The following is a 26369-nucleotide window of genomic DNA, read 5'->3' as shown; positions in this document are numbered from 1 at the left end:
TGGGAAGTTGCGAACGGCGTTCAAGTGAAGCGAGCGAGTGACGGTTGTTTACTGGCCGCTATCCAAGGTTTCGACCGTCAGATGGTCATTGGTATAGACGCAGATTTCGGCGGCAATTTTCATGGCATGTCGTGCCATTTTTTCGGAGTCTGCCTCATAATCGGCAAGTGCACGGGCGGCTGACAAAGCGTAATTCCCGCCCGATCCAATCGCCGCAATCCCGTCATTCGGTTCTAGAACATCGCCATTGCCCGTCAGAATCAAGGTCACATCCTTGTCCGCGACAATCATCATCGCTTCCAAGTTGCGCAGATATTTGTCGGTCCGCCAGTCCTTCGCCAATTCGACCGCTGCGCGCATCAATTGCCCGCGATGCTGTTCAAGCTTGCGTTCCAACCGTTCAAACAGGGTAAATGCATCGGCAGTCGCACCTGCAAAACCACCGATAACTGAGCCATCGTGCAATTGCCGGACTTTCTTGGCATTTGGTTTCATGACCGTCTGGCCCATCGAGACCTGACCATCGCCAGCAATGACGACTTTGCCGTTTTTGCGGACGGATAGGATGGTGGTGCCGTACCAGGTCATCGGATTCGCGTGAGAATGAGCTTCCATGGCAACGGATATGGGAAACATCCGCGCAAAGCGCAAGTGAGCGCTTGTGCGGTCTGAATATCGCCGATCACGCGAACGCTAAACTGCTTCTTCATCTTGTTTTTGCTTTATCCATGTCGCAGGTTGCATATCTCTTGCAATGTTGCTTGATGAGTGAAATGCCTGTCAGGCAGCGATGTCATTTTCCACTTAGTTAAGATCCATCAGGTTTTTATGCGGATAGCTTTGCATCAGATGACCAGTTGCATTGATCCGATGCGCAACGCTTCGGATATGCAAGACGCTATTGCTAAAGCTGCTGAAAACGGCGCGTCGATGTATTTTGCGCCAGAAATGGCGCTACTGGTTGATCGTGACCGCGCCCGCGCCGGCAAACACATGGCGGTTGAATCCCACAGCATTGCACTGCAAAGCCTTATCGCGGCTGCCGCCCGACATCGGATATGGGTGCATATCGGTTCCATGCCCATTTTGAATGATGGCGCGGAAAAGTTAGCCAATCGAAGCATCATAATCTCTCCAGATGTTGCAATTGCGGCCCGTTACGACAAAATGCATCTCTTTGATGTTGATTTGGCGTCGGGTGAAACGTGGCATGAGTCATCGGCTTATGTCGGCGGAGAACAGCCCGTGGTGGTTCAAACGCCCCTTGGCCTGATGGGCCTCGCGATTTGCTATGATATGCGCTTTCCCGATTTGTTCAGCGCATATGCCAAATCGGGCGTTGACGTATTGACGCTACCATCTGCCTTTACCGTTCCCACCGGTGAAGCGCATTGGCATGCGCTTCTGCGCGCACGGGCGATCGAAAGTGCGGCATTCGTTATCGCGGCGGCGCAATGCGGTGTTCATGAAGACGGCCGGCAAACCTATGGCCATTCGCTCGTGGTTGATCCATGGGGCACCATATTGCTCGATATGAGCAGCTTGCCTGGACTGGTCTGCGTCGATCTCGATCTCGATACTATAAAGCGGGTACGACAACAGATTCCTGTTCATGCAAACCGGCGGAACATTCCTTCACCCTTTATTGCCGAATAAATCCGCATTAAGGGCAAGCCCATGCACGCGTTTGAGCAATTTATTTGGCAAGATCATCTGTGGGCGGCGTCATCCGTGATGTCTGCCGTGGTGGTGTTGGTCAGTAGCCTGGCGGATCGCCGCCGCCATAATCGCGCCAATATTGACGATGTGGGGTTCATGCCGTGGACAGCCAATACCGTGTTTTCGGTGCTGGCAACTGTCCTGACAGCGGCGTTGGCGATTAAGGGACTTTAACCGGCGCTGACCCTTGCCCAGTGGTTTGCAATAGCCGATGATCACAGCGGGAAATTGGCATCATCCTGCATAGAAATAGCGCGACGATTGCGTTGCTTTCCATTCCGGATAAAGCGGATTAAGGCGGCGCTTCTATTGGGGAAATTTTCGTGACATCATCCTCGGCCCGGTCTGGCTTGTTATACGCTTTGTGCGGATTTGCACTTTTGTCGATTGGCGATGCGGTCATCAAATCTATCGCGGGGGCATGGCCCGGCACCGCTGTCGCTGCGCTGCGCTATTCGATTGGTGCCATAGGTCTTGGCGCTTTGCTGTTACTGAAGGAAGGGCGGCAAGGTTTTGCTATGCCCATGCCCAAATTGCAGCTGTTACGGGGATTTTCGGTGGCCACGGCGACCATCTGTTTTTTCTCGTCGATTTTCCTCATGCCATTGGCCGACGCAACGGCCATCGGCTTTACCAGCCCCATGATAACAGCGATTTTTAGCGCGATGTTCCTGCACGAACGGACCCATGCGACGAAATGGATTGCCATTTTTGTGGCCTTTGGCGGTGTGTTGTTGATCATGCGGCCTAATGTTATGGAGCTTGGCTGGGTCGCGTTACTGCCACTGGCGGCGGCAATGAGCATGGCGTTCATGATAATTGGCAACCGCGCCGTGGCAGGGACGGGTTCGCCATTGCTGATGCAATTTTTGGTGGCGTCACTTGCGGTGCCCTTCATCTTTTGCGCTGCCTTTATTGGCCATTTTTCGGGCGTCGAAGCGCTGCATGTCGGTGTTCCCGATTGGACAATTATCGCGCGCTGCACGTTGGTTGCCGTCACCGCAAGTTTTGGACATTGGTTGATATATATGGCCACGACGCGCGCATCCGCCGCAGAAATTGCGCCCATGACATATGTTCAATTGTTAATTGCGCTGGTCGTTGGCATTCTTGTTTTTGGCGACTGGCCGGATGTTACGTCTCTCCTTGGGTCAGGTATCATAATCGCTAGTGGCCTCCTTTTGCTGCGCAAATCGCGCTAAATCCTGCGTCAGCACTGACGTAACAAATTAGCAAAAGACTTGGCCAAAACGGGCTGCTATCGCACCGTCATGTCTGATCAAAAGCATCTCTACCTCGTTGACGGCTCCGCCTATATTTTCCGGGCCTATCACCGGCTGCCGCCGCTCACTAACAAGCATGGTGAACCTGTGGGCGCGGTCTATGGCTATACTACGATGTTGTGGAAATTGGCGGATGACCTCAACCAAGCCGATGGTCCAACGCACATGGCGGTGGTGCTGGATAAATCCAGCCAGACCTTCCGCAACCGCATTTACGACCAGTATAAGGCGCATCGCCCCGACCCGCCGGAAGACCTAAAGCCGCAATTTCCCATGATCCGCGATGCAACGCGCGCGTTTTCGTTGCCGTTGATCGAAGAGGATGATGTCGAAGCCGATGACATGATCGCAAGCTACGCCAAGGCCGCATGTGCGGCTGGCTGGCATGTCACCATCATCAGCAGCGATAAGGACCTGATGCAGCTTGTGGAACCTTGCATCGACATGTTTGACACCATGAAAAACGAACGCATCCGCGCCGAAGAAGTATATGAAAAATTTGGTGTTGGCCCGGAAAAGGTCGGTGATGTGCTCGCGCTCATGGGCGATAGCGTAGATAATGTGCCGGGTGTACCGGGCGTTGGCCCAAAGACCGCGACCAAGCTGATCCAGGAATTTGGCGATCTCGAAAGCGTCTTGGTCGCGGCACCGGATATGAAGCCATCCAAAATGCGCGATAACCTCATCGAGCATGCAGACAAGGCTCGGCTGTCGAAAGTTTTGGTCACGTTGAAAGAAGACTGCCCGCTGCCGATTGCCATTGAAGACATGGTTTTGGGTGCGATTCCGGAAGAGCCGCTGGCCGAATTTTTACAGCATCACGGGTTTAATTCCCTGCTGAAGCGCATTGGGCATGTTGCGAACACCGCCGCTGCCAACAAGGCGATTGCGGGCAACCCCAAGGCTACGAACGCCGGCGACGGCGCCGAACGTGCGCCGGTAACAGGGGCGTCGGCCGTGCCTGCGCCGATGCCAAAGATCGACGTTTCGGCTTATGAATGCGTGACAGACATATCGCGGCTGGACCATTGGATCACCCGCGCCCGCGAAACCGGCACGCTTGGCTTTGACACCGAAACCGACAGCTTGCAGGCGGCGAGTGCGAACCTCGTTGGTCTAAGCCTCGCAGTCGCCCCCGGCGAAGCATGCTATGTGCCCTTCGCGCATGGCGGGACGGATATGTTTGCGGAAAAGCCCGTGCAAATCCCGATGGATGCGGCGCTGGCAAAGTTACGCCCGCTTCTGAGCGATCCAAGCGTTCTGAAAATCGGTCAGAATTTGAAATATGACATGTCCGTGCTGGCGCGGCATAATGTTCAAATCACGCCTTATGACGACACTATGGTGATGAGCTTTGCACTGGACGCAGGGCGTCAGTTGCATGGCATGGATGAGCTTGCAAAGACGCATCTTGGGCATGAATGCATTTCGTACAAAAGTGTCACTGGCACGGGCAAAAGCCAGATTGGCTTTGCCGCGGTGCCGTTGTCGGATGCCACATGCTACGCGGCAGAAGACGCCGATGTGACGTTGCGGCTGTGGCATCATCTGAAACTGCGGCTGAGCCCCGAAAAAGCGACCAGCGTTTATGAACTGGTAGACCGCCCGTTGGTGCCTGTGCTCTCGCAGATGGAATGTGCTGGCATAAAGGTGGACCGCGCCGCCCTTGCGCGCCTGTCGTCCGAATTTGCCGCGCAAATGGAAATACTGGAAAAGGAAATCCACGGGCTGGCCGGACAACCTTTTACCATTGGAAGCCCGCAGCAATTGGGCGACATTCTGTTTGGTAAAATGGGATATAAGGGTGGCAAAAAGGGCAAATCAGGGCAATATTCGACTGACGCGACGGTGCTTGAGGATCTTGCGGGACAGGGTATCGAAATCGCGCGCAAGGTGCTGGACTGGCGCCAGCTAGCAAAGCTTAAGTCCACCTATACAGACAGCCTGCAGCAGCAGATTGACCCAAAAACAGGCCGCGTACACACGAGCTACAGCCTTGTGGGTGCGCAAACCGGGCGACTGTCGTCAACGGACCCCAATTTGCAGAATATTCCTATTCGGACCGAGACGGGGCGTCAGATAAGGGACGCATTTGTCGCCGAACCCGGCAATGTCATATTGTCTGCCGACTATAGCCAGATCGAACTGCGCCTTGCCGCGCATTTTGCCGATGTGGCGCCCTTGCGCGATGCTTTTGAAAAGGGCGAAGATATCCATGCGCGCACCGCGCTGGAACTGTTTGGCGAAGTGAACCGCGACACACGCGGACGGGCCAAAACAATCAACTTCTCCATCCTCTATGGCATCTCGCGATGGGGACTTTCAAAGCGTCTGGAATCTTCGGCGGACGAGGCGCAGGCGCTTATTGACGCTTATTTCAAACGCTTCCCCGGCATTTCCAATTATATTCAGGAAACGATGGCCACAGTGCGCGAATGTGGGCACTCAACCACCTTGTTCGGGCGTAAAACATGGTTTCCGCGCATTACGTCACCCAACCAAGCCGAACGGCAGGGCAGCGAGCGGGCGGCGATAAATGCACCCATTCAAGGGACAAGCGCCGACATCATCAAACGCGCCATGGTGCAAATGGGACCGGCGCTCAAAGCTGCTGGCTTAGGCCACGTCCAAATGCTGCTTCAAGTGCATGACGAATTGGTATTTGAATTGCCGCAAGCCGACGTCGCTGCCGCAAGCGAAATCATCCGCAACGTCATGGCCAATGCCGCAGAGCCGCTGGTGAAGCTCAATGTGCCCTTGGGCATTGAAATCGGCACTGGACCAAGCTGGGGGGCGGCGCACTAAAGTCGCCGCCACGCTGCATCAGCTGTCTTTGGTTTCTTCAGTTTCAAACGTCAACGCAACGTCGCCATTGGCCGACAGGCGAACAGTGTTATCGTGGACCGAGGCCACCAGTCCGCCATCAATATAATGATGATGGCCTTCATGGCCGCCTTGTCCTGAATCTGACTTGGTCAGCTTGATGCGATTGCCTTCAACGCCATCAACGGTGCCAACATGAACGCCGTCAGCGCCTATAACTTCTGCATGTTCTTTAATCTGTGATAGGTCGGCCTTCTTATGTTCCTTTGGTTGAGAACATAGCCAACGCTTGAAAATGCGTATGGGTTCCAACTGAACCACTTTGAAATCATACAGACCACGCCACAAGAGGCGGTTGCTTAACAGCTTCAACCGCGGTTGCGGGTTTGCGTATAGGTGCCGAGCAAGCGGACCGAGTTGCAGTGGAAGCGCAGTTCCTCGAGCGCGCGGTCTACCGCGGGATCACCCGGTGCGCCTTCGATATCGGCAAAGAATTCCGTGGCGGCAAAGCTTGCGCCGTTTTGATAGCTTTCCAGCTTCGTCATATTGACGCCGTTTGTCGCAAAGCCGCCCATCGCCTTATACAAAGCAGCGGGAATGTTCTTGACCTCAAAAATGAGGGTAGTCATCAACGTGCCGGTGAGGCTGCTGCGATCGACGGGCGCGCGTGAAAGTACAACAAAACGCGTCATGTTGCTCATGTCGTCTTGCACGGCATCGTTAATGGCAACCAGACCATATAAAGCGGCCGCAATCGGCGGCGCGATGGCCGCAGCCGCCGGGTCGTCGTTGGCGGCAACAAACGCAGCAGCGGCAGCGGTGTCCGCATAGGCCACCGGAATTATGCTATTAGCGCGCAGGAAATGTCGGCACTGGCCAAGCGCTTGCGGGTGGCTCATCGCCGTTTTTATGACCGCGTCTGCCGACTTCGCCATCAGGCAATGGCGGATCGACATAAAATGCTCGGCTATGATGCTAAGGCCCGATTCAGGGAGCAAAAAGTGAATGTCCGCAACGCGGCCATGCAGCGAGTTTTCTATTGGAATGATGGCGCATGCCGCCGTTCCTTCCTGTACCGCATCAATGGCGTCTTCGAACGAAAAACAGGGCAGGGGCAGGCAGTCGGCATCATATTCCAGAGCCGCCAAATGGGAGTTTGCCCCCGGCGCGCCTTGAAAGGCAATCGCTTTTGCAGGAAGTTCATGTGCAGCAAGCGTCATGTCTTTGACTATTGCCAGTGCGGGTGCGGGATAACTGTTCATAGGGCCAAGGCGTTAGGCTAGGGAAACTTATCGGGCAAGTGTCGATTTGGACACTTGCACCGCGTAACTGTCGCGATTAGAGGGGCGTCACAATCCGGACGTCATTCTACGTCGGTATTTTAACGCACTTCAAGGCTGATAACCAATGGATGATCGTAGTAATACAATTGCAGGCTGGGTTTTGGCAGGCGGCATCGTCGCGCTGGGACTGAGCATCGTTTCTGGCATGTATTTTCATGGCGAAGCGCCTGAAAAAGAGGGCTTTGCCGTTGCTGCCGAGGCATCGGGCGATGCTGGTGGTGTTGCTGCCGTGCCAATCGCAACTCTGCTCGCGACCGCGGATGTCGCTAAGGGTGAAGCTGTCTTCAAAAAATGCACAGCCTGCCACAACATCGCGCAGGGCGGTCCAAACGGAATTGGTCCAAATCTATGGGCCGCATTGGGTAAGCCACATGGCTATGTTGCTGGATTTGCTTATTCCGACGCGTTGAAAAGCGTTCCAGGTAACTGGGATTGGGAAGGCATGGATAAATGGCTGTCCAACCCAAAGAAATATGCACCCGGCACGAAGATGACTTTTGCGGGTCTGGGTAATCCAGAAGAGCGCGCGAATTTGATCCTATATCTAAATTCGCAAGGTTCAAACCTGCCTCTGCCCGCACCGCCAGCCGCTGACGCCGCTGCGCCTGCAGACGCCGCCGGTGCGCCACCAGCAGCAGCAACGCCAGCCGCAGCACCAGCAGCTGCCGCAGCGCCGGCGAAATAATCTGGTTAAATCAATGTGACACTTCGTAGAAATCGCAGATGGCATGCCATGCCTCTTCTGCGGTTTCTACGAACTGGAAAAGTGCCAAGTCACGAGGGCTTATGACGCCCTCGAGCATAAGCTCCTCAAAATTCACAACCCGGTTCCAAAATTCACGCCCGAACAGCAGGATTGGCATCTTTTTGATCTTGCCCGTCTGAACCAGTGTGAGCAGTTCGAAAAACTCATCAAATGTGCCAAAGCCGCCAGGGAAAACCGCGACCGCGCGTGCGCGCAGCAGGAAGTGCATTTTGCGCAACGCGAAATAATGGAATTGAAAGCTTAAACGTGGCGTCACGAACAGGTTCGGTGCCTGCTCATGCGGAAGCACGATGTTGAGACCAATCGATTCTGCACCGACATCATGTGCGCCGCGGTTTGCAGCTTCCATGATCGAAGGGCCGCCGCCTGAGCATACGACGAAATGGCGACGGCCTTCTTCATCGGTGACATTGGCTTTTCCGGCCAGCTGCGCCAAATGGCGGGCTTCGGCGTAGAAACGGGACTTTTCCTTCATCCGCTCGGCGATGATTGTCGCCCGCTCGCCTTCAGCCTCGGCCAACAATGCCTCTGCGGCTTCAGGCTCGGGAATGCGCGCGGAGCCGTAGATCACCAGCATGGAACCGATATTCGCCTCATCGAGCAGCATTTCGGTTTTGAGCAATTCCAGTTGGAACCGGACTGGGCGCAAATCTTCGCGCAGCAGGAATTCGGTGTCCTGAAATGCTAGCCTGTATGACTTGCTTTGCGTCTGAGGGGTAGAGAGTTGCTGTTCAGCAAAATCCGCTTCTTGCTGTGCTTTGTAGAAACGGCGATCGTTAATTTTTGTGTCTGTCATTACCCTGTATGTAGGGAGAATAAGTCGCTTTTGCCACCCCTATCGGCAAAAAGACGTTCCGTTGGTCATCGACTTCGCCATGTCGAAATGGAAATGGTTGGCATGCGCCGCATTGTAATCAGGGCCGAGAACCGTACCAAAGCGCTTGCAGGCCGACTGGTGCAGACGGCGCAAAAATGCCTGTTCTGCAGATGATCCGCGCCATCCATCAAGGACGGAGACACGCCGTCCATCGCGCAGGATGAAGGCCGAAACGTCGATAGCGTTGGCAAAGGCGTGCTCGGATAATCTTCCTGATCGAGCCCCATTCACGTTCCTGCAGTTGAATGTGCCCATGGTTTCGATCCGGACAACTTCGCCTTTCAGATACATCTTTGCGGCAGGGGCAACGGCGAAGCGCGCCCAATCCGTGAAATTATCTGCAAGCGGGCAGGTCATTGCCCCCAAATTCGTTGTCGGCGTGCCAAAATCCATAAGCTTAATGGTATCAATAGTGCGGCATCCGCCGTCGAAGCTTTTGTTCGGTAGGCCTGAAAAGCGGACTGATTTTGTCTTGAGCGCGGCCATGCACTTACGGGCAGTTTCTGAAGATAAACTCTGGCTTGAACGGGGTGCCTCAGGCTTTTCTCGCCCTCCACATGACGACAGCAACAAGACGCTGCCGACCAGAATACATCGTTTGAACATTTCCAACCCCATCATGTCTTCATAAAGCATTGCACGAAACGTGCAGCCAAAAAATGATGATTTATGGTGCATGTGTCTGGAATATTGCGGATGTCGGTTCAATTTGCGCGTTGCGCCGAACCAAACGGGCCACTATCAAAAACCTATGTTGCGAATCATTCTTAACAACAAGAGTGCTTTTTGGGCGCTGCTGTGCTTGCCGGCATTGCTCATATTGCAGCGCTATGCGTCCGGCGAATTGATCGCGATGGATATGCTGCATCCTACTGGCGAATGGTCCGCTCGCTTCATGATTGCGGCGATGGCGCTAAGTCCTTTGCTGTCGCTGCTTGGGCCACGACCATGGCTGATTTGGCTTATTCAGCGCCGCCGTGCGTTGGGCGTTGCGGCCTTTGTCTATGCCGTCCTGCATCTTATTTTCTATATCATCGATATGGGAAATCTTGATGATATTCTGGCTGAGTTCTTAGCATTGGGTATCTGGACTGGCTGGGCCGCGATGTTATTGTTTGTGCCCGTTGCGATGACCAGCAATGATGCTTCTATGCGGGCGCTCAAGGCGGGATGGAAGCGGCTTCAACGCTTGGTCTATCCTGCCGCTGTGCTGGTTCTGATCCACTGGATATTCATCCACAATAATTTAGCGCCAGCGCTCCTTCACTTCATCCCGTTGTTGCTGCTCGTTGCGGCTCGATTTCTGCGCCACCGCAGACTTATTTTAAAAGGAGCATAAATATGCGTTTATTGACATCTCTCTCGCTCGCCGCTTTGGCCACAATCGCTTGTGCCTCTGTACCGGCATCCGCTACCGGCGTTATTACCTGCAAGGCAGGCCCCGTTTCCGGCTGGAAAAGCGAGAAGGCACTTACCGAAAAACTTACCAAGGAAGGTTGGACGGTCCGCAAATCGAAGGTCGATGGCGGCTGCTATGAAGTTTATGGAACCACCCCCGAAGGCGATCGCGTTGAGGCCTATTTCCATCCGGTAACCCTCGAGAAATTATATGTTGCTCGTCGCGGCGAGGTTTTGTTTCGCAAGAAGGGTTACTGACAAGAGTTTACGATAGTCGTTGACAAAGCCGGGGCCGCGCCTAAAGGCGTCGTCGGGCCACGCGGTCCCAACGCCGCGCTGCTCTCTGCAAGGAGACGCTTACATGACTATAGTACCCCCCGCCGTTAAACCGGCGCGTCCGTTCTTTTCCTCCGGTCCCTGCGCGAAGCCGCCAGGCTGGAGCCCCGAAAAACTTCAAATCGAATCGCTTGGCCGTTCTCATCGTGCGAAAATTGGCAAGTCGCGTCTACAGCTCGCCATCGACTTGATGCGCGAAGTGCTTCAGGTGCCCGACACGCATCGTATTGGCATCGTCCCCGGGTCAGACACCGGCGCGATTGAAATGGCCATGTGGACCATGCTCGGTGCCCGCCCCGTCACGATGATGGCATGGGAAAGCTTTGGCGAGGGCTGGGTCACGGATGTGAACAAGCAGCTGAAGCTAAACGCCAATGTCATGAACGCGCCCTATGGCGAAATTCCTGATCTTGGCGCGGTCGACTTCACAAATGATGTGGTCTTCACGTGGAACGGCACCACCTCCGGTGCGCGGGTGCCCAATGGCGACTGGATAGCTGATGACCGTGAAGGGCTCACGTTTAACGACGCGACCTCAGCCGTTTTTGCCTATGACATGCCTTGGGACAAGCTCGATGTGACAACATTCAGTTGGCAGAAGGTTTTGGGCGGCGAAGGCGCGCATGGCGTGCTCATTCTCGGGCCGCGTGCCGTCGAGCGGCTGGAGACCTATACGCCAGCATGGCCGCTTCCCAAAGTATTCCGCCTGATGTCAAAGGGTGCGCTTGCCGAAGGTATTTTCAAGGGTGAGACAATCAACACACCCTCGATGCTCGCGGTTGAAGACGTGATCTTCGCGCTTGAGTGGGCAAAGACGGTCGGCGGTTTGCACGGCCTAATGGCGCGCAGCAATGCCAACGCCGCGGCGCTCGGCGATATTGTTGCGGCAAGCGACTATCTTGGCTTCCTCGCCGCTGACCCCGCTATCCGTTCGAAAACATCGGTTTGCTTAACCGTTAAGGGCGCGGATGAAGCGATGATTAAGAAAATGGCCTCTTTGCTTGAGGCAGAGCATGCGGCCTATGACATCGCCGGATATCGCGATGCCCCGCCGGGCCTGCGCATCTGGTGTGGCGCAACCTTGGATACTGCCGATATCCAGGCGCTCGGGCCATGGCTCGATTGGGCATACGCCCAGGCCAAAGCTTAATCCTGAAAGCTCGTCCTGAACCTGTTTCAGGACCTTTCATTCCCCTTTGCAATTAAGATGCTGAAACCAGTTCAGCCTAACGATTTTTGAAACGGAATTTAATATGACTAAGCCACGCGTACTTATCTCCGACCAAATGGACCCGAACGCCGCGAAGATTTTTGCTGAACGCGGATGTGACGTTGACGTTATCACCGACAAGACACCGGACGAACTTGCGGCAATCATTGGTGACTATGACGGCATCGCCATCCGTTCGTCGACCAAGGTTACAAAGCAGATCTTGGACGCCGCAACGAACCTCAAGGTGATTGGACGTGCGGGCATAGGCGTCGACAATGTCGACATCCCCAATGCGTCGGCCAAGGGTGTTGTCGTTATGAACACGCCTTTCGGTAACTCGATTACCACGGCAGAACATGCCATCGCCTTGATGTTTGCTCTCGCGCGTCAGTTGCCTGAGGCCAATACGCAGACCCAAGCAGGGCTCTGGCCGAAAAACGGTTTCATGGGCATTGAGGTCACGGGCAAGACGCTTGGCCTGATTGGCGCTGGAAACATTGGTTCCATCGTCGCCAGTCGCGCGCTTGGTTTGCGGATGAAGGTTGTTGCCTTTGATCCTTTCCTGACCGCTGATCGCGCGATTGAAATGGGCATTGAGAAAGCTGACCTTGATACCTTGCTTGCCAAGGCGGACTTCATCACCCTGCACACGCCGCTGACCGACCAAACCCGCAACATATTGTCGAAAGAAAATCTTGCGAAAACCAAAAAGGGCGTGCGCATCATTAACTGCGCGCGTGGCGGCTTGGTTGACGAAGTTGCGCTAAAAGAGGCGTTGGACAGCGGCCAAGTTGGCGGGGCAGCATTGGACGTTTTTGCGATAGAACCAGCCAAGGAATCACCTTTATTTGGTACCCCTAACTTCATCTGCACGCCGCATCTTGGTGCGTCGACAAATGAAGCACAGGTCAATGTCGCGCTTCAGGTGGCTGAACAAATGGCGGATTATCTGGTCAATGGCGGCGTTACCAATGCGTTGAACATGCCAAGCCTGTCAGCCGAAGAAGCGCCGAAGCTTCGCCCTTATATGACACTAGCGCAAAAGCTTGGTTCGTTGGTCGGCCAATTGGCGCATGACAATCTCGATAACATCGCGATTGAGGTCGAGGGCGCTGCTGCAGAGCTCAACATAAAACCGATAACGGCGGCCGTGTTATCCGGCTTTATGCGTCGTTTTTCGGACGCTGTGAACATGGTCAACGCGCCATTTTTGGCAAAAGAGCGTGGCTTTGACATTCGCGAAGTGCGCCATGACAAGACTGGCGCTTATCACACATTGGTGCGTGTCACCGTCAACACCGCCCAAGGCCCACGCTCCGTCGCGGGCACTTTGTTTGCCAATAGCGAAGCAAGGCTTGTCGAGATTTTCGGCATCAGCCTTGAAGCGGAGCTTGAAGGCAACATGCTGTATATCGTCAACGAAGATGCGCCCGGTTTTATCGGCCGTGTTGGAACGACCTTGGGTGAGGCTGGATTGAACATCGGCACTTTCCATCTTGGCCGTCGCAGCGCTGGTGGCGAAGCAGTTCTGTTGCTCACGATGGACGCGGCGATCCCCGAAGCTCTCCTGAAGCAGCTTGGGTCGCTTCCCGGTGTAAAAACCGTAAAGGCGCTTAAGTTTTAAGCGGGGCTTCCCCGCGAGAAGTTTTCGCGTAAAGAACGCACATGAATATTCCGTCTAACCTATTGCCCGAAGGCTTCCGCGACCGACTTCCTCCCCAAGCGGAGGTTGCGGCGCGGGTGTCCCGTGCGATGATCGATGTGTTGGTGAGCAATGGCTACGCCCGTGTTGCCCCGGCAATGGCGGAATTTGAATCGGTGCTCTCCAAACATAGTGGTGACGCCGCCCGTAATCAGCATCTGCGGTTTACCGACCCAGTGTCGGGCCACACGCTGGCGCTGCGTGGGGACATTACCGTTCAAGTCGGACGTATCGCCACGACGCGGATGAAGGATGCACCTCGACCGCTGCGCTTGGCCTATCATGGGCAGGTTCTGCGCCTACGGGCCAAGCAGCCGCGTCCCGAACGTGAACTCACGCAATTGGGCGCGGAATTGGTTGGCAATGATAGCGTTGCTGCGGCTTGCGAAATTGTAGGTGTGGCCATTGATGCGCTTGAAGCGGCGGGTGTGAAAGACATCACCATTGATTTTACCTTGCCCGACTTGGTGGAACGGCTTGCGGAAAAGGCGCTGCCCTTGCCCGCTGACAAACTCGACGCTGTCCGGTCGGAGTTGGATATGAAGGATGCAGGCGGGCTGAGCGTGCTTGGCGCGGAGGCCTATCTGCCATTGCTCGCCGCTACTGGTCCATTTGCAGAAGCGGTGGAGAAACTCCGCGCGATTGACGCAGGCGGCGCATTGGCATCGCGTATCCATGCGTTGGAAGCCATTGCAAGCACGGTGGCTGGCCGCGCGAATGTGACGTTGGATCCCACTGAACGGCATGGCTTTGAATATCAAAGCTGGTTTGGATTTACGATTTTCGCCAAGGGATATAGCGCGGCGCTTGGTCGCGGCGGCACTTATTATATTGATCGTGCCGATGGAACATCGGAACCGGCAACGGGTTTCTCTCTCTATCCCGACCCATTGATTGATCTGGCAGACGAAGGCGTTGTCCAGCGGATTTTCTTGGCCTTGGGCACAGATGCTTCCACGGGTGCAAAGCTACGCAGCGACGGTTGGATAACTGTCGCCGCATTGGATGAAAATGACGACGCCGTTTTGTTGGGCTGCACCCACAAATGGACCAATGGTCAAGCCATCCCCGTCTGAAATTTCTTCCAACGCAGCTTTGGGGTGGACGCAAGCGCCACATAATCATAACGGATCCTACGGCGAATCCCTTCGCAGGAAAAACCTCCTGCGCAGAAAAAGGCCCCAGAGCTATCTGGCTTTGACAGGGAATATCTGATGGCGAATGTAACCGTAATTGGCGCTCAGTGGGGCGACGAGGGTAAAGGCAAGATCGTAGACTGGCTGGCAGAACGTGCTGACGCCGTTGTCCGCTTTCAAGGCGGGCATAATGCCGGCCACACTTTGGTCGTTGGCGAAAATGTTTATAAATTATCGTTGCTGCCGTCAGGCATTGTCACCGGCACGCTGTCGATTATCGGCAACGGGGTGGTTCTCGATCCATGGGCGTTGCGTGATGAAATGGCGAAGCTGCGCGGGCAGGGCGTTTCCATTACGGCCGAAAATTTCGCATTGGCGGACAACTGCGCGTTGATCTTGCCGATCCACCGTGACCTTGACGGGTTGCGTGAAACTGCGGCTGGTTCGGGCAAGATCGGCACCACAGGTCGCGGTATTGGCCCTGCCTATGAAGACAAGGTGGGCCGCCGCGCGATTCGTGTGTGCGACCTTGCACATCTTGATGCCTTGGATGCCCAGCTTGACCGGCTTTGCGCGCACCATGATGCGTTGCGTGCCGGATTTGGTGAACCGCCTGTGGACCGTGCCCGCCTGATTGCCGATTTGAAAGAAATCGCTCCCTTTGTTCTTGAATATGCCGAGCCCGTATGGCGGCGGTTGAACAAAGTGCGCAAAGCAGGGGCACGGATATTGTTCGAAGGCGCCCAGGGCGTCTTGCTCGACGTTGACCATGGAACGTATCCGTTCGTCACTTCGTCCAATACTGTTTCCGGCACGGCTGCCTCCGGCTCCGGCCTTGGGCCAAGCGCGGCGGGCTTTGTGTTGGGTATCGTTAAGGCTTACACCACGCGCGTCGGGTCAGGGCCATTCCCGACCGAGCTTGAGGACGAAACCGGCCAGCGGCTTGGTGAACGCGGTCATGAATTTGGCACCGTTACGGGCCGGAAGCGCCGCTGTGGTTGGTTTGATGCGGTTATCGTGCGCCAAAGCTGCGCTGTGTCCGGTGTGACCGGTATTGCGCTGACCAAGCTGGACGTGCTTGATGGTTTTGACACGATCAAGATTTGTACCGGCTACCGGCTGAACGGCAAGGTCTATGACTATCTGCCAGCGCATGCCGCAGATCAAGCCGCCGTGGAGCCCATTTACGAAGAGATGCCCGGCTGGCAGGAGACCACGGCCGGCGCGCGTAGTTGGGCTGACCTGCCTGCTCAAGCGATTAAATATATCTCGCGTGTGCAGGAATTGATCGAGACACCTGTGGCGTTGGTATCAACCTCGCCGCAACGCGAAGATACCATCTTGGTGCGCGATCCTTTCGCTGACTAACCGCTTTTCAATTCAGCCTTAAGCCGCAAGCTTGCCCGCCAGAAGAAAAAGGCGGGAATGAGTCCAAGCCATGCTGCGCCATACAGGACCCATCGGACGCTTTCATCGCCAGCATATGGCTTGAAGGCGTCCGACATGATGCCAAACAACAATGGTCCTAGGCCAAGGCCAATTAGGTTTTGGGCGAACAGCATTACGGCTGCGGCGATCGCGCGGGCCTCTGGTTTTACCAACCCCTGAACACAGGCGTAGGTCGGGCCGTAATAGGCGGCATTTAGAGCCGTTGGCACGACCAACAACATAATCGCCACGCGCCAGTCGGTTGCAAAATAGCCAAGGAACAGGATCGGCGCGGCGATGAACATACCTATAGCGGGGGTAGTCAGCACATGGCGCTTGTCCATCTTGCCAAATTTGTCGGCCATCATGCCGCCAAGCCATGTACCAATCATGCCAGCGACACCCAAAACAAGCCCAAGCAGCAGCCCTGTTTCGCCGGGGCTTAGGCCATGGGAACGGATGAACAAAATGACCGCCCAAACGCTTTTTCCGTAGGACAAAAACGCCGTGAATGATGCAGCGACGGCCAACATGATAAAGGCGCGTGAGCTGAAAACTTCCCGCAACGCCTCTTTGGTTGAGAGAACTTCACGTGCTTTTTCGCCTGACAAAGCGCGCGCTGCTGCCTCAGCCTTGCGGGGTTCGCGCAATAGGAAAGGCAACAATGCGGCCAATATCAAACCTGGAATGGCAACCGCCATGAATGCCACGCGCCAGCCATAGGCATCGTTCAATACGCCGCCGATGACGAGGCCCAATAAGCTGCCAATGGGTATGCCCAGTCCATAAAAGGCGATGGCGGACGATCTTTTTTCGGCAGGCGCGCTGTCGGTGATGAGCGAATGGGCCGCGGGCGTGCATCCCGCCTCTCCAACACCAACGCCCACTCTGGCGAGCGCAAGCTGTGCAAAGTTTTGCGCTAATCCGCACAACGCGGTCATAGCCGACCAAACCGCCAGAGATATTGATATAAGGCCTACGCGGTTGGTTCCGCTATTATCGGCATAGCGCGCAATCGGAATGCCCAGAAGCGTGTAAAAAAGCGCGAAAGCAAGGCCAGTCAGCAGACCGATTTGGGTGTCCGAAAGGCCAAGATCGCGACTGATGGGTTCAGCGAGTATGTTCACGATCTGCCGATCGAGGAAGTTCAGTACATAAACGATCATCAATACCCACAGCAGCAATTTAGGATTTGTAACCTGATGCTTTGCAGGAGTTGCCTTTTGGCTTTCGTTCATGACTGCCTTCTCCTCTGTCTTCGTTATGGAATAAATTTTGACATTGTCAAAGGCTTGGAGGGTTCATGAAAAGGTCATTATAATCGGGTGTGGCAATAGGCAGGTTTAAATAATCAGTTAGTCCCACAAGTCTGTCATTGACTGTTCCGTGTGGGACGGCTCTGGGGGTAGAATGACAACTCGCGAAACGACGGCGTACATGCCTCTCAATGATTTGGATCTTAACCTGTCATTGGGGGATCGTTTCATGGTCATGGCTTATGGTGCCATTCAATGGCCTTGGTTGCTGCGCAGCCTTGATGGCGGGCGCAAGAAAGATAAAGCGGCGCTTCTTGCGTATCTCGACCTACCGCTTGATGCGCTGCCTAATTTGGGAAGCTGGAAAGCCGACACCCATTTTTTATGGCACATCGTCTTGGCAATTGAGGAAATGCGTCCGGAACAGGTTGTCGAACTTGGCTGTGGCGCGTCTACCTTTGTGGCGGCGCGCGCTTTGCAGCTGTTTGGCGGCGGTAAGCTTGTCAGTTATGATCAGCACGCCGCGTTTGCCAAAACCACGCAAGGCTGGATCCACGACAACAATATGGCGGTCAAAATTCGTCACGCACCACTTGGCGCGCCGCCGGCAGGATGGCCAGGTCATTGGTATCAGCTGTCCGACGTCCCAGCAGAAATCGACCTACTTATCGTCGATGGGCCGCCTTGGGCGCTTCATCCGCATGTGCGCGGTGCGGCATCAAGCCTATTTCCGCGCATCCGTCCCGGTGGTCGGATTCTGCTAGATGATGCCGCACGTCCCGGTGAACGCGTCGTTGCGCTGCGCTGGCGCAAAGAACATGGCAACATGGAATTCACGCTCGACAGTAAAGGCGCGAAGGGCACCTTGCTTGGGCACAAGCACCCCGCTTAAAGCTTCGTCTTTCGCGCTTTAGTGACCTTATTACTGGCGAGATCTAACCCCACCTTGCCACCAGCAGCGGTGTGGGATGGCGTATGCGGCGTTTCCAGATATTCCGGCTCCTCTACCTCAAGCATGCCTTCCCACTTTGTAATGACTGACGTTGCCACTGCGTTGCCGACAACGTTCGTCGCGGTCCGGCCCATATCAAGGAACTGGTCGATAGCGAGGATAAGGGCAACGCCCTCCACCGGGAGGTCAAACATCGCCAAAGTGCCTGTGATGACCACCAAAGATGCGCGCGGTACAGCGGCCACGCCCTTCGATGAAATCATCAGCGTAAGTAGAATGAGAATCTGCGTGCTGATGGGTAGATCGATGCCATAGGCTTGCGCGATAAAGATCGTTGCAAAGCTCATATACATCATCGAACCATCAAGGTTGAAGCTGTAGCCAAGCGGCAGCATGAAGCCAGATATCCGGCGCGGAACACCGAAACGGTCAAGCTGTTCAAACAGCTTAGGCAGCGCCGCCTCGCTTGATGCTGTTGAAAAAGCGATCAACATCGGCTCGCGGATATAGCGGATGAGTGTCCAAATCCGCCGTCCAAGGAAAATCGCGCCAATCGAAAGCAGGATGGTCCACAACAAGGCAAGCGACAGATAAAATTCTGTCACAAGCTCTAAATAGGTCGCAAGGATCGCAAGGCCGCTTTTGGAGACAACGGCAGCCAGCGCACCAAAGACCGCAACTGGTGCATAACGCATAACATAATGCGTTATTTGCAGCATCATTTCGGCCAGCGCCTCGGCACCTCGCACGAGTGGTGCGCCTTTCTCACCTAAGGCAGAAAGGGCGATGCCAGCGAACAATGCGAACACCAGAATCTGCAAAATATTATTCGTTGCCATAGCTTCAAAGGCATTTTTCGGGAAAATCGATAGGATGAATTCCCAGAAATCAAGCTTCTTGACTTCCCCTATCGTAGCCGCGGCATTGGAAATGGTATCGACAGGCGCGCCGATACCAGGCTGGAATATATTGACCATCAACAAACCAAGACCAATGGAGATGAAGCTCGCGATGATAAACCAAGTAATCGCGCGGAACCCAATGCGACCCAAAGCCGAACTGTCGCCCATGTGCGCGATACCGACGACGATCGTTGACAGGATCAGCGGCGCAACGAGCAGCTTTATGAGATTAAGGAAAATATCGGAGAGCAGTTTGAATGTCTTTGTAAGATATTCGAATTGCGTGCTGTCGGGTGCGAAATTTTGATGGACAGTGTAACCAACCGCCACGCCCAGGATCATTCCTGCCAAAATCCACAATGTAAGCCGTTTATCCACTTAACTCTCCAAAATCTCTAAATTCTGCGCGACGCTACACAGGAGAAATAATCCTCGCAACAAGTTACGGATGTGACTTGTTTACGCTTAAGAAGAAGGGCATAAGCTTTGTAATAAAATTACAACTCATTTTGTCGTGGAATAAGACGCGTAACGAATTGCTTGCAGGCGCAAGAGATACCACTGCTCAGGACGCACTGGCGTCGCGTATGAAGCGATTTGGCTTTGATCCCTGGGGTCACTCCGGCAAGGCAATGGCGCATACGTTGACAGCTTTACCGCACGACCTTTTGGTTGCGCAAAAATTGGATGATCTGGAGCGTGTCACGTTGCGCGCCATGTCGCTGACGGATCGCCCACGTCCCAAGCTGATTGCGCTGCGTTCGCCGCTTGGCCGCAATTTGTATATCCTTGTCTGGCTACCGAGTGATGATGCTTCGACCGGTATCCGCAAACAAATTCAAACAATGCTCATGGACGCTACAGGCGGCAGTTTGCTGGGCTAGAATATTGGTTTGGAAGATGGTGGTGTTGCGTTGCTGCGATGCACGCTCGATTTGCCTGACCGCGCGCAGAATGTGGATGAAACTGCTCTTGATGCAAAGCTTGGACTAATGGTGCGTGGGAACCTGCTGTCGAAGCGGCGATGGTCGACCGTGCACGCAAGACGAGTGTTCCAACCCCCGCAATGTTGGCGCAGGTTGCGGGGCAGGCGAGGGTCTTGCTTGGACGTTAACGGTTCAGCTTTTGGCGCCTAAGCCTGCTGGGTTGCCCTTCGCCGAAGGGTTCGATGCGTTTTGCTTTTTCGGCTTTTCGGCTTTTGGCTTGCGGACTTCGCGGCTCGACTTCTTTTGGCTTTTTGCCATGATATTTCCCCTCAAGGGAAGGTTGCTCGCGCAAACTCCGGATCACTGGTCAGTTTGAACCGACCACTGTTATACAAATATAAGCATACACTGCCCCTGTTAAAAGGGCGTCTGCGGATAATGCTGCTTAAGCTGTGTTTTCTAACGGCCGTTTATAGATGCTGTTCAGCGGGCTGCGGAAAAACTTCATCACCATTGGTTCGAAAAATTCCAGTGGGAGCGTGTCATAATTCGGGTCGAACGATGGGCAGTCATATTTGTCGATAAATTCTTCAGTTTCAGCAAACCATTCATGGCCGCGAAACTGCTCGCGCATGTCGCGGTCGAGGCCCAAATGATGGAAGAAATTTTGCCCCTGGAAAATTCCGTGATTTTGGACAATCCAAAGGAGCTTTTCGGAAACGAACGGCTTCAATATGGCGGCAGCAATGTCTGGATGGTTGGTAGCGCCGAGCGTATCACCAATGTCGTGGAGCAATGCCATGATGACATAATCCTCATCTCGTCCATCACGATGTGCACGCGTCGCTGTCTGCAGTGAGTGCGTCAACCGGTCAACCGCAAATCCGCCAAAGTCACCATCAAGCAATTTGAGATGGTCCAGTATCCGGCGTCCGCCATCTTGCGAAAACGGAATATTGTGCCGCATGATGATTTGCCAATCCTCCTGCGTGCTTTCTGACATGTCGTGAAAATTTGCGCGATCGTCGTGATTGTCCATTGCCGATATCCTCCCAGGCGGGATGTTTAACATTGTTGACTGATGAAACAAGGGCTTCAAGCATAAGCGAAATGGGGCTAGACCGAATAAATGGCGATATTAGAGCTTTCCGATAAACCCTTTTTCGCGGACAAAAACCGCGCTTTTTGGAACTTGCACTCGGCCGGTTGGGGCGGCGCTACTGCGCTCTACGCTGTTACGGTTATTGCAAACGGACAACCGTTAAGTTTTCTGGTTCCGGTGCTCATTTCCGCAGTCACCGGCTATTCTGTCACGTTAATGCTATCGGTTGTATACCGCTATGTAATTGAAAAAAGACCATTTGTGACGTGGGGAACCACTTTGCTGGCGGTCATGAGCGCAACGCTGCTTTACGCGTATATTGACACATGGGTTGTTCAAACGATCCGGGAGGGTGCAGACCAAACGCCCTTTGCCCAATTGTTATTAGGGGCGTTGTTTAAAGATGGCCTTCTCGTTGGGGCATGGTCCGCATTGTATTATGCGATCAATTATTTCGTGCGCGGCGAGGAGCAGGCGGACCAAATGATGCGGCTTGAAGCGCAAGCTACCAGCGCGCAGCTCACAATGTTGCGGTATCAGCTTAATCCGCATTTCCTGTTCAACACATTGAACAGCATATCGACTTTGGTGTTACTCAAACAGACCGACCAAGCCAATGCCATGTTGTCGCGTTTGTCCTCATTCCTGCGCTTTACCCTCATTAATGAAGCTGCGGCAAAGGTGCCGCTCACCCAAGAAATCGAAACTTTGAAGCTCTACCTCGATATCGAAAAAATGCGGTTCGAAGAACGATTGCGAACATTTTTCACGATTGAGCCTGCGGTTAAAGACGCTTTGGTGCCATCTTTATTGCTTCAGCCTTTGGTGGAAAACGCCATTAAATATGCCGTGACGCCTAAGGAGGAGGGGGCCGACATTTCCGTTGTCGCTCAACTCGTCGGGCAAAGGGTTCGGATTACCGTTTCGGACACAGGGCCGGGCTTGCAGCCGGGGCAGCAAGACTACAGCCTATCCACAGGGGTTGGGATGGCGAACACGCGTGAGCGCTTGTTACAGGCATATGGTGACGACCAACGTTTTGAACATTATGTCAAAGCCGGGGGAGGATTTGAGGTTTTGTTGGAACTACCTTATCAAACTGGAATTATTGCAGGGGACGACAACCAAGCGGGGGCTAAGTCGCAAGGAAAGATATCCGCATGAGCATTCGTACAATATTGGTCGACGATGAAAAGCTGGCTATTCAGGGTCTCGAATTAAGGCTTCAGCCTTTTGAGGACATAGAGATTGTAGCAACCTGCCACAATGGTCGTGAGGCTATTCGCAAGATAAAGACGCTGAAACCAGACTTGGTTTTTCTCGACATCCAGATGCCAGGTTTTGATGGTTTTTCGGTTGTGCAGGGCGTGATGGACATTGATCCGCCATTGTTCGTGTTTGTGACAGCATATTCCGAACATGCTATTAAAGCGTTTGAGGCGCAGGCCATCGATTATCTCATGAAGCCAGTTGAACCTGAGCGCTTGGCTGACACTATGGACCGCGTGCGCAGCCGTCTACACGACAAACGCACCTCGGATGAGCTTCAGCGCCTGCGCACGGTCATCAATGAAGTCGCGCCAAACGCCGCCGATAATCTCGGGTCTATAGATGAGGATATGGCGTCATCACGCTTTGAAAAGCTTATCAATATTAAGGATCGCGGCCAAATTTTCCGTGTCGATGTTGAAAGCATTGAACGTATTGATGCTGCTGGCGACTATATGTGCATTTACACGGCCGATAACTCGCTGATCTTGCGCGAAACAATGAAGGATCTGGAAAAGCGGCTCGACCCACGGACGTTCCAGCGGGTCCACCGTTCGACGATCGTCAATCTGGACCAAGTGCGTCAGGTCAAGCCGCACACAAATGGCGAATGCTTTTTGGTGCTGGAGTCCGGCGCGCAGGTTAAGGTCAGCCGGTCGTATCGCGACGTCGTCGCCCGTTTTGTGCATTGAGGAGTATAAGGGATGAAGCCAGCCGGTGGTTCAACACGCATGAAGGCCAGCGATTTTCACCCCTATATTCTCGAAATCTTTGACGGCTACGTCCATGGCAAGTTGACCAAGCGCGAATTTATGCGTGAGGCGGGAAAGTTTGCGGCCGCGGGTGTTACGGGCCTCATGATTCTCAATCAGCTAAAGCCTGATTATGCGATGGCGCAGCAAGTGCGGGCGGATGACCCTGCGATCATCACGTCACGGGTTACAGTGCCAAGTCCCGAAGGGCATGGGAGCATCAACGGCTTGCTGGCCAAGCCCGCCAAGGCAAAAGGCAAGTTGCCTGCCGTGTTGGTCATCCACGAAAACCGTGGGCTCAATCCATATGTTGAGGACGTGGTGCGACGTTTGGCTAAGGCTGGTTATATCGCCCTTGGTCCAGATGGACTATCATCGGTCGGCGGCTATCCCGGTAATGATGAGACAGGTCGCGATTTGCAGGCGAAGTTGGATCCCAGAAAGTTGCTTGAGGATTTCTTCGCCAGCTTTGAATATCTGCGCGATCATCCCGAAAGCACTGACAAGGTTGGCGCAGTTGGATTTTGCTACGGTGGCGGCGTGAGCAATGCGCTGGCGGTGGCCTATCCCGAAATGGCGGCATCGGTGCCTTATTACGGTCGTCAACCGCGCGCCGAAGAGGTTCCCGCAATCAAGGCGCCTTTGCTGGTCCAATATGCCGAGGTGGACGAACGTATCAACATGGGCTGGTTGCCGTATCAGGCCGCGCTTATTGCAAACCAGAGACGCTTCTCAGTGCATTTCTATGCCGGAACGCAGCATGGGTTCCACAATGATAGCACGCCACGATTCGATAAAGCGGCGGCAGACCTGTCTTGGGCACGGACACTCGCGTTTTTAGGCGAAAATCTGCGCTAACGGCGGCTGGCGAAAAAATCTCTGAGTAAAATGGCGGATTCGTCTGCTGCAATGCCCGCATACACCTCCGGCTTGTGGTGCAGGGTCGCTTGTTCAAACAAACGTGGACCATGTGCCACAGCGCCGCCCTTGGCATCGTCAGCGCCATAATAGAGGCGCGCGATGCGGGCGTGGGCAATCGCGCCAGCACACATGGCGCAGGGCTCCAGCGTCACCCATAACTCGCAGTCTATAAGGCGTTCATTGCCAAGTTGCGCGGCCGCCGCACGAATGGCGATGATTTCGGCATGCGCGGTGGGGTCATGGCTCTCGACAGGGCGGTTCGCCCCGCGGCCGATAATGACGCCATCCTTGACTACAATTGCGCCGACTGGCACTTCGCCTTGCGCGGCAGCTGCACGCGCAAGATTAAGGGCTTCGTTCATCATTTCGCGGGCTTTGGTAAGGGACATGTTATTTTGCTAGCGCAGATTACCGCTTTTGACCACACATCGACTTGACCTTTTCGGCATGGAGCGTTAGGGGCAGCGACTTTCGCGGGTCAGTGATTCCGCATACACTCATTTATACAGGATATACATCATGGCGCGCATCTGCGAACTCACCGGTAAGGGCCGTCTGGTCGGCAACAATGTGAGCCACGCCAACAACAAGACAAAGCGCACATTCTTGCCAAACCTGCAGAATGTCACCCTGTTGTCGGACGCTCTTGAGCAAGGCTACAAGTTCCGCGTTTCGACCCACGGCCTGCGTTCGGTTGAGCATGTTGGCGGTCTCGACAACTGGTTGTTGAAGACTTCGGACGAGAAGCTTTCGACCAATGCACGCAAAGTGAAAAAAGAAATCGCCAAGAAGCAAAAAGCTGCGGCGTAAGGCGATAGGCTGCTGACGCGGCCTTTTGTTCAAGCAAATCAAAGGCCGGGGGCAGTTGATGCCACCGGCTTTTTGCTGTCTGGTTGGTGGGGTAAGCGGAACTTCATCAAAATAGTGCGCTGGAATATACTGAAATTATTGTCTGAAATGAGCCAGAGGATTGTGTCCTGGCCTTCGCGCGTAACAGCAATCCCCTCCATATTGTCGACAAGCAGCGGTGCGGTAAGCGATGCAATGACCTTTGCCGAAACTATGCTGTCGCGGCTTATGTTCGTTAGGTTTAGCAGTGATACCTTGGCTGAAAAGCCCCGCGGGAAACCAATCGAACGATTCAAAATGGCGATTCGTCCATCAGGCAACTGCACCCCGTCCGTCACGCGATAGCCGGTTGGGGGCCGAAATTTGAACAACGTGATGCTGGTGCCCCGCTCAACTGGGTCACCAGAGAACAACAAAGCAGGGTGCATGTGGTCATCAACGCTTTCGGCGATCACCAGGAAGCGGCCATCTTTTAAACGGATAATGCTTTCGGCACCTCTGTTATTGGGCCAATCCTGCATTTCGCGCGGACGCATTATGCCGGTTTGGCGCCCGAAAGACCCAGAGTATCGCCTGATCGCATGCCTTTGTTCAAAGCTAACCCAATATTGGTCGCTATCGGGGTCATACGCGATGCCTTCGCTGTCGCGATCTTTGTAGCTGATGTCTGGCCCCTGTGCATTGGGCAGCGGCACAATGAAGGGACGGGTTGCCCGTGAACCGTTGCTCAAGCCGAAGCCTATCAAGGTCCCCGCGTCACCGATGCCGACAAAACGACCGTTTTTCAGCGCTGTCAGCGCCGAAATGCCGCCGAAGTCCTCATTGCGGCTTTGCAATTCCCAGGCAGCGATAAACGCAAGTGCACCCACATACCGCTGCGCGGGATCATCAGGATTTAAGGTGAGGCGCCGCAAGGTGATATCTTGGCTGTAGCTGGGGTAAATCGTTCGGACGCCGCCTATGACCAAAACCGCTAACAACATGCAGAGCGCGAGACGCTTCAGCTTTTGCGGCATGCTACCCCCAGAACGTTCATCATTTTACCTCTAAAGATGAACAAAACATAACAATCCTATTCAGCTTCGGCTCAATCATTGATGTTCATAAGGCAATTATCGGCAAAGCAAATTGCCTTTCTACCCATCCCGGGCCGACCGCTCTATCCGGCGCCAACGGCATAATGCAGCTATTTGCCGACATTAGGCTTTTGACGGCCCGGGTGATGGCTTCCCTTTAAGGTTGCAGACAGGCCAGGGGTGGATGAGCCTGTCTGCGGCGTTCGTCTACAATTTTAGATATCGCATTTCTGTCAAAGCACGTGGTTAGCAAATATTAAGGATAAACATCGGGCTTGCTAGGACATGATAGTTGGTGGCAAGGGGCCGGTATGTCAGGAACAGAAAATAATCAGCCGCG

At 54.2% G+C, this 26369-nt stretch carries 28 protein-coding genes; 17 read left to right on the top strand and 11 right to left on the bottom strand.

The window, feature by feature from the left end; all coding sequences use genetic code 11:
• Window positions 1-48: 48 nt before the first annotated feature.
• Window positions 49-615: an ATP-dependent protease subunit HslV gene (gene hslV, locus QE270_RS02265; protein ID WP_300034523.1), complete on the bottom strand. Its 567-nt coding sequence runs from the start codon at window positions 613-615 to the stop codon at window positions 49-51.
• Between the two features lie 213 nt (window positions 616-828).
• Here hslV and QE270_RS02260 point away from each other — a divergent pair, with 213 nt between their 5' ends.
• From QE270_RS02260 to polA, 4 genes are all read left to right on the top strand, one after another.
• Entirely contained in the window at window positions 829-1656 is an 828-nt protein-coding gene (locus QE270_RS02260) for a carbon-nitrogen hydrolase family protein (RefSeq protein ID WP_300034520.1), read from the top strand.
• 21 nt (window positions 1657-1677) lie between these two features.
• Complete coding sequence (locus QE270_RS02255) at window positions 1678-1893, top strand: hypothetical protein (RefSeq protein ID WP_300034517.1); 216 nt, start codon at window positions 1678-1680, stop codon at window positions 1891-1893.
• Between the two features lie 149 nt (window positions 1894-2042).
• Window positions 2043-2921 carry a DMT family transporter gene (locus tag QE270_RS02250; RefSeq protein WP_300034514.1) on the top strand — a complete coding sequence of 293 codons (879 nt, stop codon included), beginning with the start codon at window positions 2043-2045 and terminating at the stop codon, window positions 2919-2921.
• Window positions 2922-2990: 69 nt separating this feature from the next.
• Window positions 2991-5807, top strand: coding sequence for a DNA polymerase I (gene polA, locus QE270_RS02245; RefSeq protein ID WP_300034511.1), 2817 nt, complete (start codon window positions 2991-2993; stop codon window positions 5805-5807).
• A gap of 18 nt (window positions 5808-5825) precedes the next feature.
• Here polA and QE270_RS02240 read toward each other — a convergent pair whose 3' ends face one another.
• Both QE270_RS02240 and QE270_RS02235 read right to left on the bottom strand, forming a co-directional pair.
• Window positions 5826-6122 carry a DUF2171 domain-containing protein gene (locus tag QE270_RS02240; protein ID WP_300034622.1) on the bottom strand — a complete coding sequence of 99 codons (297 nt, stop codon included), beginning with the start codon at window positions 6120-6122 and terminating at the stop codon, window positions 5826-5828.
• A gap of 71 nt (window positions 6123-6193) precedes the next feature.
• Entirely contained in the window at window positions 6194-7087 is an 894-nt protein-coding gene (locus QE270_RS02235) for a prephenate dehydratase (RefSeq protein ID WP_300034508.1), read from the bottom strand.
• 145 nt (window positions 7088-7232) lie between these two features.
• Here QE270_RS02235 and QE270_RS02230 point away from each other — a divergent pair, with 145 nt between their 5' ends.
• Window positions 7233-7853 carry a cytochrome c family protein gene (locus QE270_RS02230; protein WP_300034505.1) on the top strand — a complete coding sequence of 207 codons (621 nt, stop codon included), beginning with the start codon at window positions 7233-7235 and terminating at the stop codon, window positions 7851-7853.
• 10 nt (window positions 7854-7863) lie between these two features.
• Here QE270_RS02230 and QE270_RS02225 read toward each other — a convergent pair whose 3' ends face one another.
• Both QE270_RS02225 and QE270_RS02220 read right to left on the bottom strand, forming a co-directional pair.
• Complete coding sequence (locus QE270_RS02225) at window positions 7864-8730, bottom strand: LOG family protein (RefSeq protein WP_300034503.1); 867 nt, start codon at window positions 8728-8730, stop codon at window positions 7864-7866.
• Between the two features lie 39 nt (window positions 8731-8769).
• Complete coding sequence (locus QE270_RS02220) at window positions 8770-9297, bottom strand: extensin family protein (RefSeq protein WP_366142250.1); 528 nt, start codon at window positions 9295-9297, stop codon at window positions 8770-8772.
• Window positions 9298-9562: 265 nt separating this feature from the next.
• Between QE270_RS02220 and QE270_RS02215 the strand changes: the two genes are divergently transcribed.
• The 6 genes from QE270_RS02215 (at window position 9563) to QE270_RS02190 (ending at window position 15964) form a co-directional block, all read left to right on the top strand.
• Window positions 9563-10150, top strand: a complete 588-nt coding sequence (locus tag QE270_RS02215; RefSeq protein ID WP_300034501.1) for a ferric reductase-like transmembrane domain-containing protein — start codon at window positions 9563-9565, stop codon at window positions 10148-10150.
• A gap of 2 nt (window positions 10151-10152) precedes the next feature.
• A complete protein-coding gene (locus QE270_RS02210) occupies window positions 10153-10467 on the top strand; it encodes a PepSY domain-containing protein (RefSeq protein WP_300034499.1) in 315 nt (104 codons plus the stop codon).
• 103 nt (window positions 10468-10570) lie between these two features.
• Complete coding sequence (locus tag QE270_RS02205; protein WP_300034497.1) at window positions 10571-11695, top strand: phosphoserine transaminase; 1125 nt, start codon at window positions 10571-10573, stop codon at window positions 11693-11695.
• A gap of 103 nt (window positions 11696-11798) precedes the next feature.
• The gene (serA, locus tag QE270_RS02200) at window positions 11799-13382 is read left to right on the top strand and encodes a phosphoglycerate dehydrogenase (protein WP_300034495.1); all 1584 of its coding nucleotides are present in this window, start codon (window positions 11799-11801) and stop codon (window positions 13380-13382) included.
• A gap of 41 nt (window positions 13383-13423) precedes the next feature.
• Window positions 13424-14536, top strand: a complete 1113-nt coding sequence (locus QE270_RS02195) for an ATP phosphoribosyltransferase regulatory subunit (RefSeq protein ID WP_300034493.1) — start codon at window positions 13424-13426, stop codon at window positions 14534-14536.
• A gap of 138 nt (window positions 14537-14674) precedes the next feature.
• Entirely contained in the window at window positions 14675-15964 is a 1290-nt protein-coding gene (locus tag QE270_RS02190; protein ID WP_300034491.1) for an adenylosuccinate synthase, read from the top strand.
• Here the strand turns inward: QE270_RS02190 and QE270_RS02185 are convergent.
• Window positions 15961-17262: an MFS transporter gene (locus QE270_RS02185; RefSeq protein WP_300034489.1), complete on the bottom strand. Its 1302-nt coding sequence runs from the start codon at window positions 17260-17262 to the stop codon at window positions 15961-15963. The two genes, QE270_RS02190 and QE270_RS02185, sit on opposite strands and share 4 nt — an antisense overlap.
• Before the next feature lie 172 nt (window positions 17263-17434).
• Between QE270_RS02185 and QE270_RS02180 the strand changes: the two genes are divergently transcribed.
• Window positions 17435-18172, top strand: a complete 738-nt coding sequence (locus tag QE270_RS02180; RefSeq protein ID WP_300034487.1) for a class I SAM-dependent methyltransferase — start codon at window positions 17435-17437, stop codon at window positions 18170-18172.
• Here the strand turns inward: QE270_RS02180 and QE270_RS02175 are convergent.
• Window positions 18169-19512 (bottom strand): dicarboxylate/amino acid:cation symporter, encoded by a 1344-nt coding sequence (locus QE270_RS02175; RefSeq protein WP_300034484.1) that lies wholly within the window; start codon window positions 19510-19512, stop codon window positions 18169-18171. The two genes, QE270_RS02180 and QE270_RS02175, sit on opposite strands and share 4 nt — an antisense overlap.
• A 131-nt stretch (window positions 19513-19643) precedes the next feature.
• On the opposite strand from QE270_RS02175, the gene QE270_RS02170 reads away from it, so the two are divergent.
• Complete coding sequence (locus QE270_RS02170; RefSeq protein ID WP_300034472.1) at window positions 19644-20018, top strand: NAD-glutamate dehydrogenase domain-containing protein; 375 nt, start codon at window positions 19644-19646, stop codon at window positions 20016-20018.
• A gap of 234 nt (window positions 20019-20252) precedes the next feature.
• Here QE270_RS02170 and QE270_RS02165 read toward each other — a convergent pair whose 3' ends face one another.
• Together QE270_RS02165 and QE270_RS02160 are read right to left on the bottom strand one after the other, a co-directional pair.
• Entirely contained in the window at window positions 20253-20378 is a 126-nt protein-coding gene (locus QE270_RS02165) for a hypothetical protein (protein WP_300034469.1), read from the bottom strand.
• A 127-nt stretch (window positions 20379-20505) separates the two neighbouring features.
• A complete protein-coding gene (locus tag QE270_RS02160; RefSeq protein WP_300034466.1) occupies window positions 20506-21063 on the bottom strand; it encodes an HD domain-containing protein in 558 nt (185 codons plus the stop codon).
• A 126-nt stretch (window positions 21064-21189) separates the two neighbouring features.
• On the opposite strand from QE270_RS02160, the gene QE270_RS02155 reads away from it, so the two are divergent.
• Genes QE270_RS02155 through yghX form a run of 3 tightly spaced genes read left to right on the top strand, consistent with a single transcriptional unit; the run spans window position 21190 to window position 24041 of the window.
• Window positions 21190-22326 carry a histidine kinase gene (locus tag QE270_RS02155; protein ID WP_300034463.1) on the top strand — a complete coding sequence of 379 codons (1137 nt, stop codon included), beginning with the start codon at window positions 21190-21192 and terminating at the stop codon, window positions 22324-22326.
• Complete coding sequence (locus QE270_RS02150) at window positions 22323-23123, top strand: LytTR family DNA-binding domain-containing protein (RefSeq protein ID WP_300034460.1); 801 nt, start codon at window positions 22323-22325, stop codon at window positions 23121-23123. Before QE270_RS02155 ends, QE270_RS02150 begins: the two co-directional genes overlap by 4 nt.
• A gap of 12 nt (window positions 23124-23135) precedes the next feature.
• Window positions 23136-24041 carry a YghX family hydrolase gene (yghX, locus tag QE270_RS02145; RefSeq protein WP_300034457.1) on the top strand — a complete coding sequence of 302 codons (906 nt, stop codon included), beginning with the start codon at window positions 23136-23138 and terminating at the stop codon, window positions 24039-24041.
• On the opposite strand, the gene tadA is transcribed toward yghX, so the two are convergent.
• Window positions 24038-24493: a tRNA adenosine(34) deaminase TadA gene (gene tadA, locus QE270_RS02140; RefSeq protein ID WP_300034454.1), complete on the bottom strand. Its 456-nt coding sequence runs from the start codon at window positions 24491-24493 to the stop codon at window positions 24038-24040. The two genes, yghX and tadA, sit on opposite strands and share 4 nt — an antisense overlap.
• Before the next feature lie 130 nt (window positions 24494-24623).
• On the opposite strand from tadA, the gene rpmB reads away from it, so the two are divergent.
• Complete coding sequence (gene rpmB / locus QE270_RS02135) at window positions 24624-24914, top strand: 50S ribosomal protein L28 (protein ID WP_125230549.1); 291 nt, start codon at window positions 24624-24626, stop codon at window positions 24912-24914.
• A 38-nt stretch (window positions 24915-24952) separates the two neighbouring features.
• Here the strand turns inward: rpmB and QE270_RS02130 are convergent, their stop codons facing one another.
• A complete protein-coding gene (locus tag QE270_RS02130) occupies window positions 24953-25969 on the bottom strand; it encodes an esterase-like activity of phytase family protein (protein ID WP_300034450.1) in 1017 nt (338 codons plus the stop codon).
• Window positions 25970-26369 lie beyond the last annotated feature (400 nt).

Origin of the sequence: Sphingorhabdus sp., assembly GCF_029865925.1 — a bacterium.
Taxonomy (GTDB): Bacteria; Pseudomonadota; Alphaproteobacteria; order Sphingomonadales; family Sphingomonadaceae; genus Sphingorhabdus_B.
Note: the sequence above shows the minus strand (reverse complement) of the source record. Positions and strands in the feature narration are given on the sequence as shown.

Coding starts and splice junctions, on each gene's coding strand:
- hslV (WP_300034523.1), bottom strand. CDS start 615: ATGGAAGCTCATTCTCACGCGAATCCGATGACCTGGTACGGCACCACC.
- QE270_RS02260 (WP_300034520.1), top strand. CDS start 829: ATGCGGATAGCTTTGCATCAGATGACCAGTTGCATTGATCCGATGCGC.
- QE270_RS02255 (WP_300034517.1), top strand. CDS start 1,678: ATGCACGCGTTTGAGCAATTTATTTGGCAAGATCATCTGTGGGCGGCG.
- polA (WP_300034511.1), top strand. CDS start 2,991: ATGTCTGATCAAAAGCATCTCTACCTCGTTGACGGCTCCGCCTATATT.
- QE270_RS02235 (WP_300034508.1), bottom strand. CDS start 7,087: ATGAACAGTTATCCCGCACCCGCACTGGCAATAGTCAAAGACATGACG.
- QE270_RS02230 (WP_300034505.1), top strand. CDS start 7,233: ATGGATGATCGTAGTAATACAATTGCAGGCTGGGTTTTGGCAGGCGGC.
- QE270_RS02225 (WP_300034503.1), bottom strand. CDS start 8,730: ATGACAGACACAAAAATTAACGATCGCCGTTTCTACAAAGCACAGCAA.
- QE270_RS02220 (WP_366142250.1), bottom strand. CDS start 9,297: ATGGCCGCGCTCAAGACAAAATCAGTCCGCTTTTCAGGCCTACCGAAC.
- QE270_RS02215 (WP_300034501.1), top strand. CDS start 9,563: ATGTTGCGAATCATTCTTAACAACAAGAGTGCTTTTTGGGCGCTGCTG.
- QE270_RS02210 (WP_300034499.1), top strand. CDS start 10,153: ATGCGTTTATTGACATCTCTCTCGCTCGCCGCTTTGGCCACAATCGCT.
- QE270_RS02205 (WP_300034497.1), top strand. CDS start 10,571: ATGACTATAGTACCCCCCGCCGTTAAACCGGCGCGTCCGTTCTTTTCC.
- serA (WP_300034495.1), top strand. CDS start 11,799: ATGACTAAGCCACGCGTACTTATCTCCGACCAAATGGACCCGAACGCC.
- QE270_RS02195 (WP_300034493.1), top strand. CDS start 13,424: ATGAATATTCCGTCTAACCTATTGCCCGAAGGCTTCCGCGACCGACTT.
- QE270_RS02190 (WP_300034491.1), top strand. CDS start 14,675: ATGGCGAATGTAACCGTAATTGGCGCTCAGTGGGGCGACGAGGGTAAA.
- QE270_RS02185 (WP_300034489.1), bottom strand. CDS start 17,262: ATGAACGAAAGCCAAAAGGCAACTCCTGCAAAGCATCAGGTTACAAAT.
- QE270_RS02180 (WP_300034487.1), top strand. CDS start 17,435: ATGACAACTCGCGAAACGACGGCGTACATGCCTCTCAATGATTTGGAT.
- QE270_RS02165 (WP_300034469.1), bottom strand. CDS start 20,378: ATGGCAAAAAGCCAAAAGAAGTCGAGCCGCGAAGTCCGCAAGCCAAAA.
- QE270_RS02160 (WP_300034466.1), bottom strand. CDS start 21,063: ATGTCAGAAAGCACGCAGGAGGATTGGCAAATCATCATGCGGCACAAT.
- QE270_RS02155 (WP_300034463.1), top strand. CDS start 21,190: ATGGCGATATTAGAGCTTTCCGATAAACCCTTTTTCGCGGACAAAAAC.
- QE270_RS02150 (WP_300034460.1), top strand. CDS start 22,323: ATGAGCATTCGTACAATATTGGTCGACGATGAAAAGCTGGCTATTCAG.
- yghX (WP_300034457.1), top strand. CDS start 23,136: ATGAAGCCAGCCGGTGGTTCAACACGCATGAAGGCCAGCGATTTTCAC.
- tadA (WP_300034454.1), bottom strand. CDS start 24,493: ATGTCCCTTACCAAAGCCCGCGAAATGATGAACGAAGCCCTTAATCTT.
- rpmB (WP_125230549.1), top strand. CDS start 24,624: ATGGCGCGCATCTGCGAACTCACCGGTAAGGGCCGTCTGGTCGGCAAC.
- QE270_RS02130 (WP_300034450.1), bottom strand. CDS start 25,969: ATGCCGCAAAAGCTGAAGCGTCTCGCGCTCTGCATGTTGTTAGCGGTT.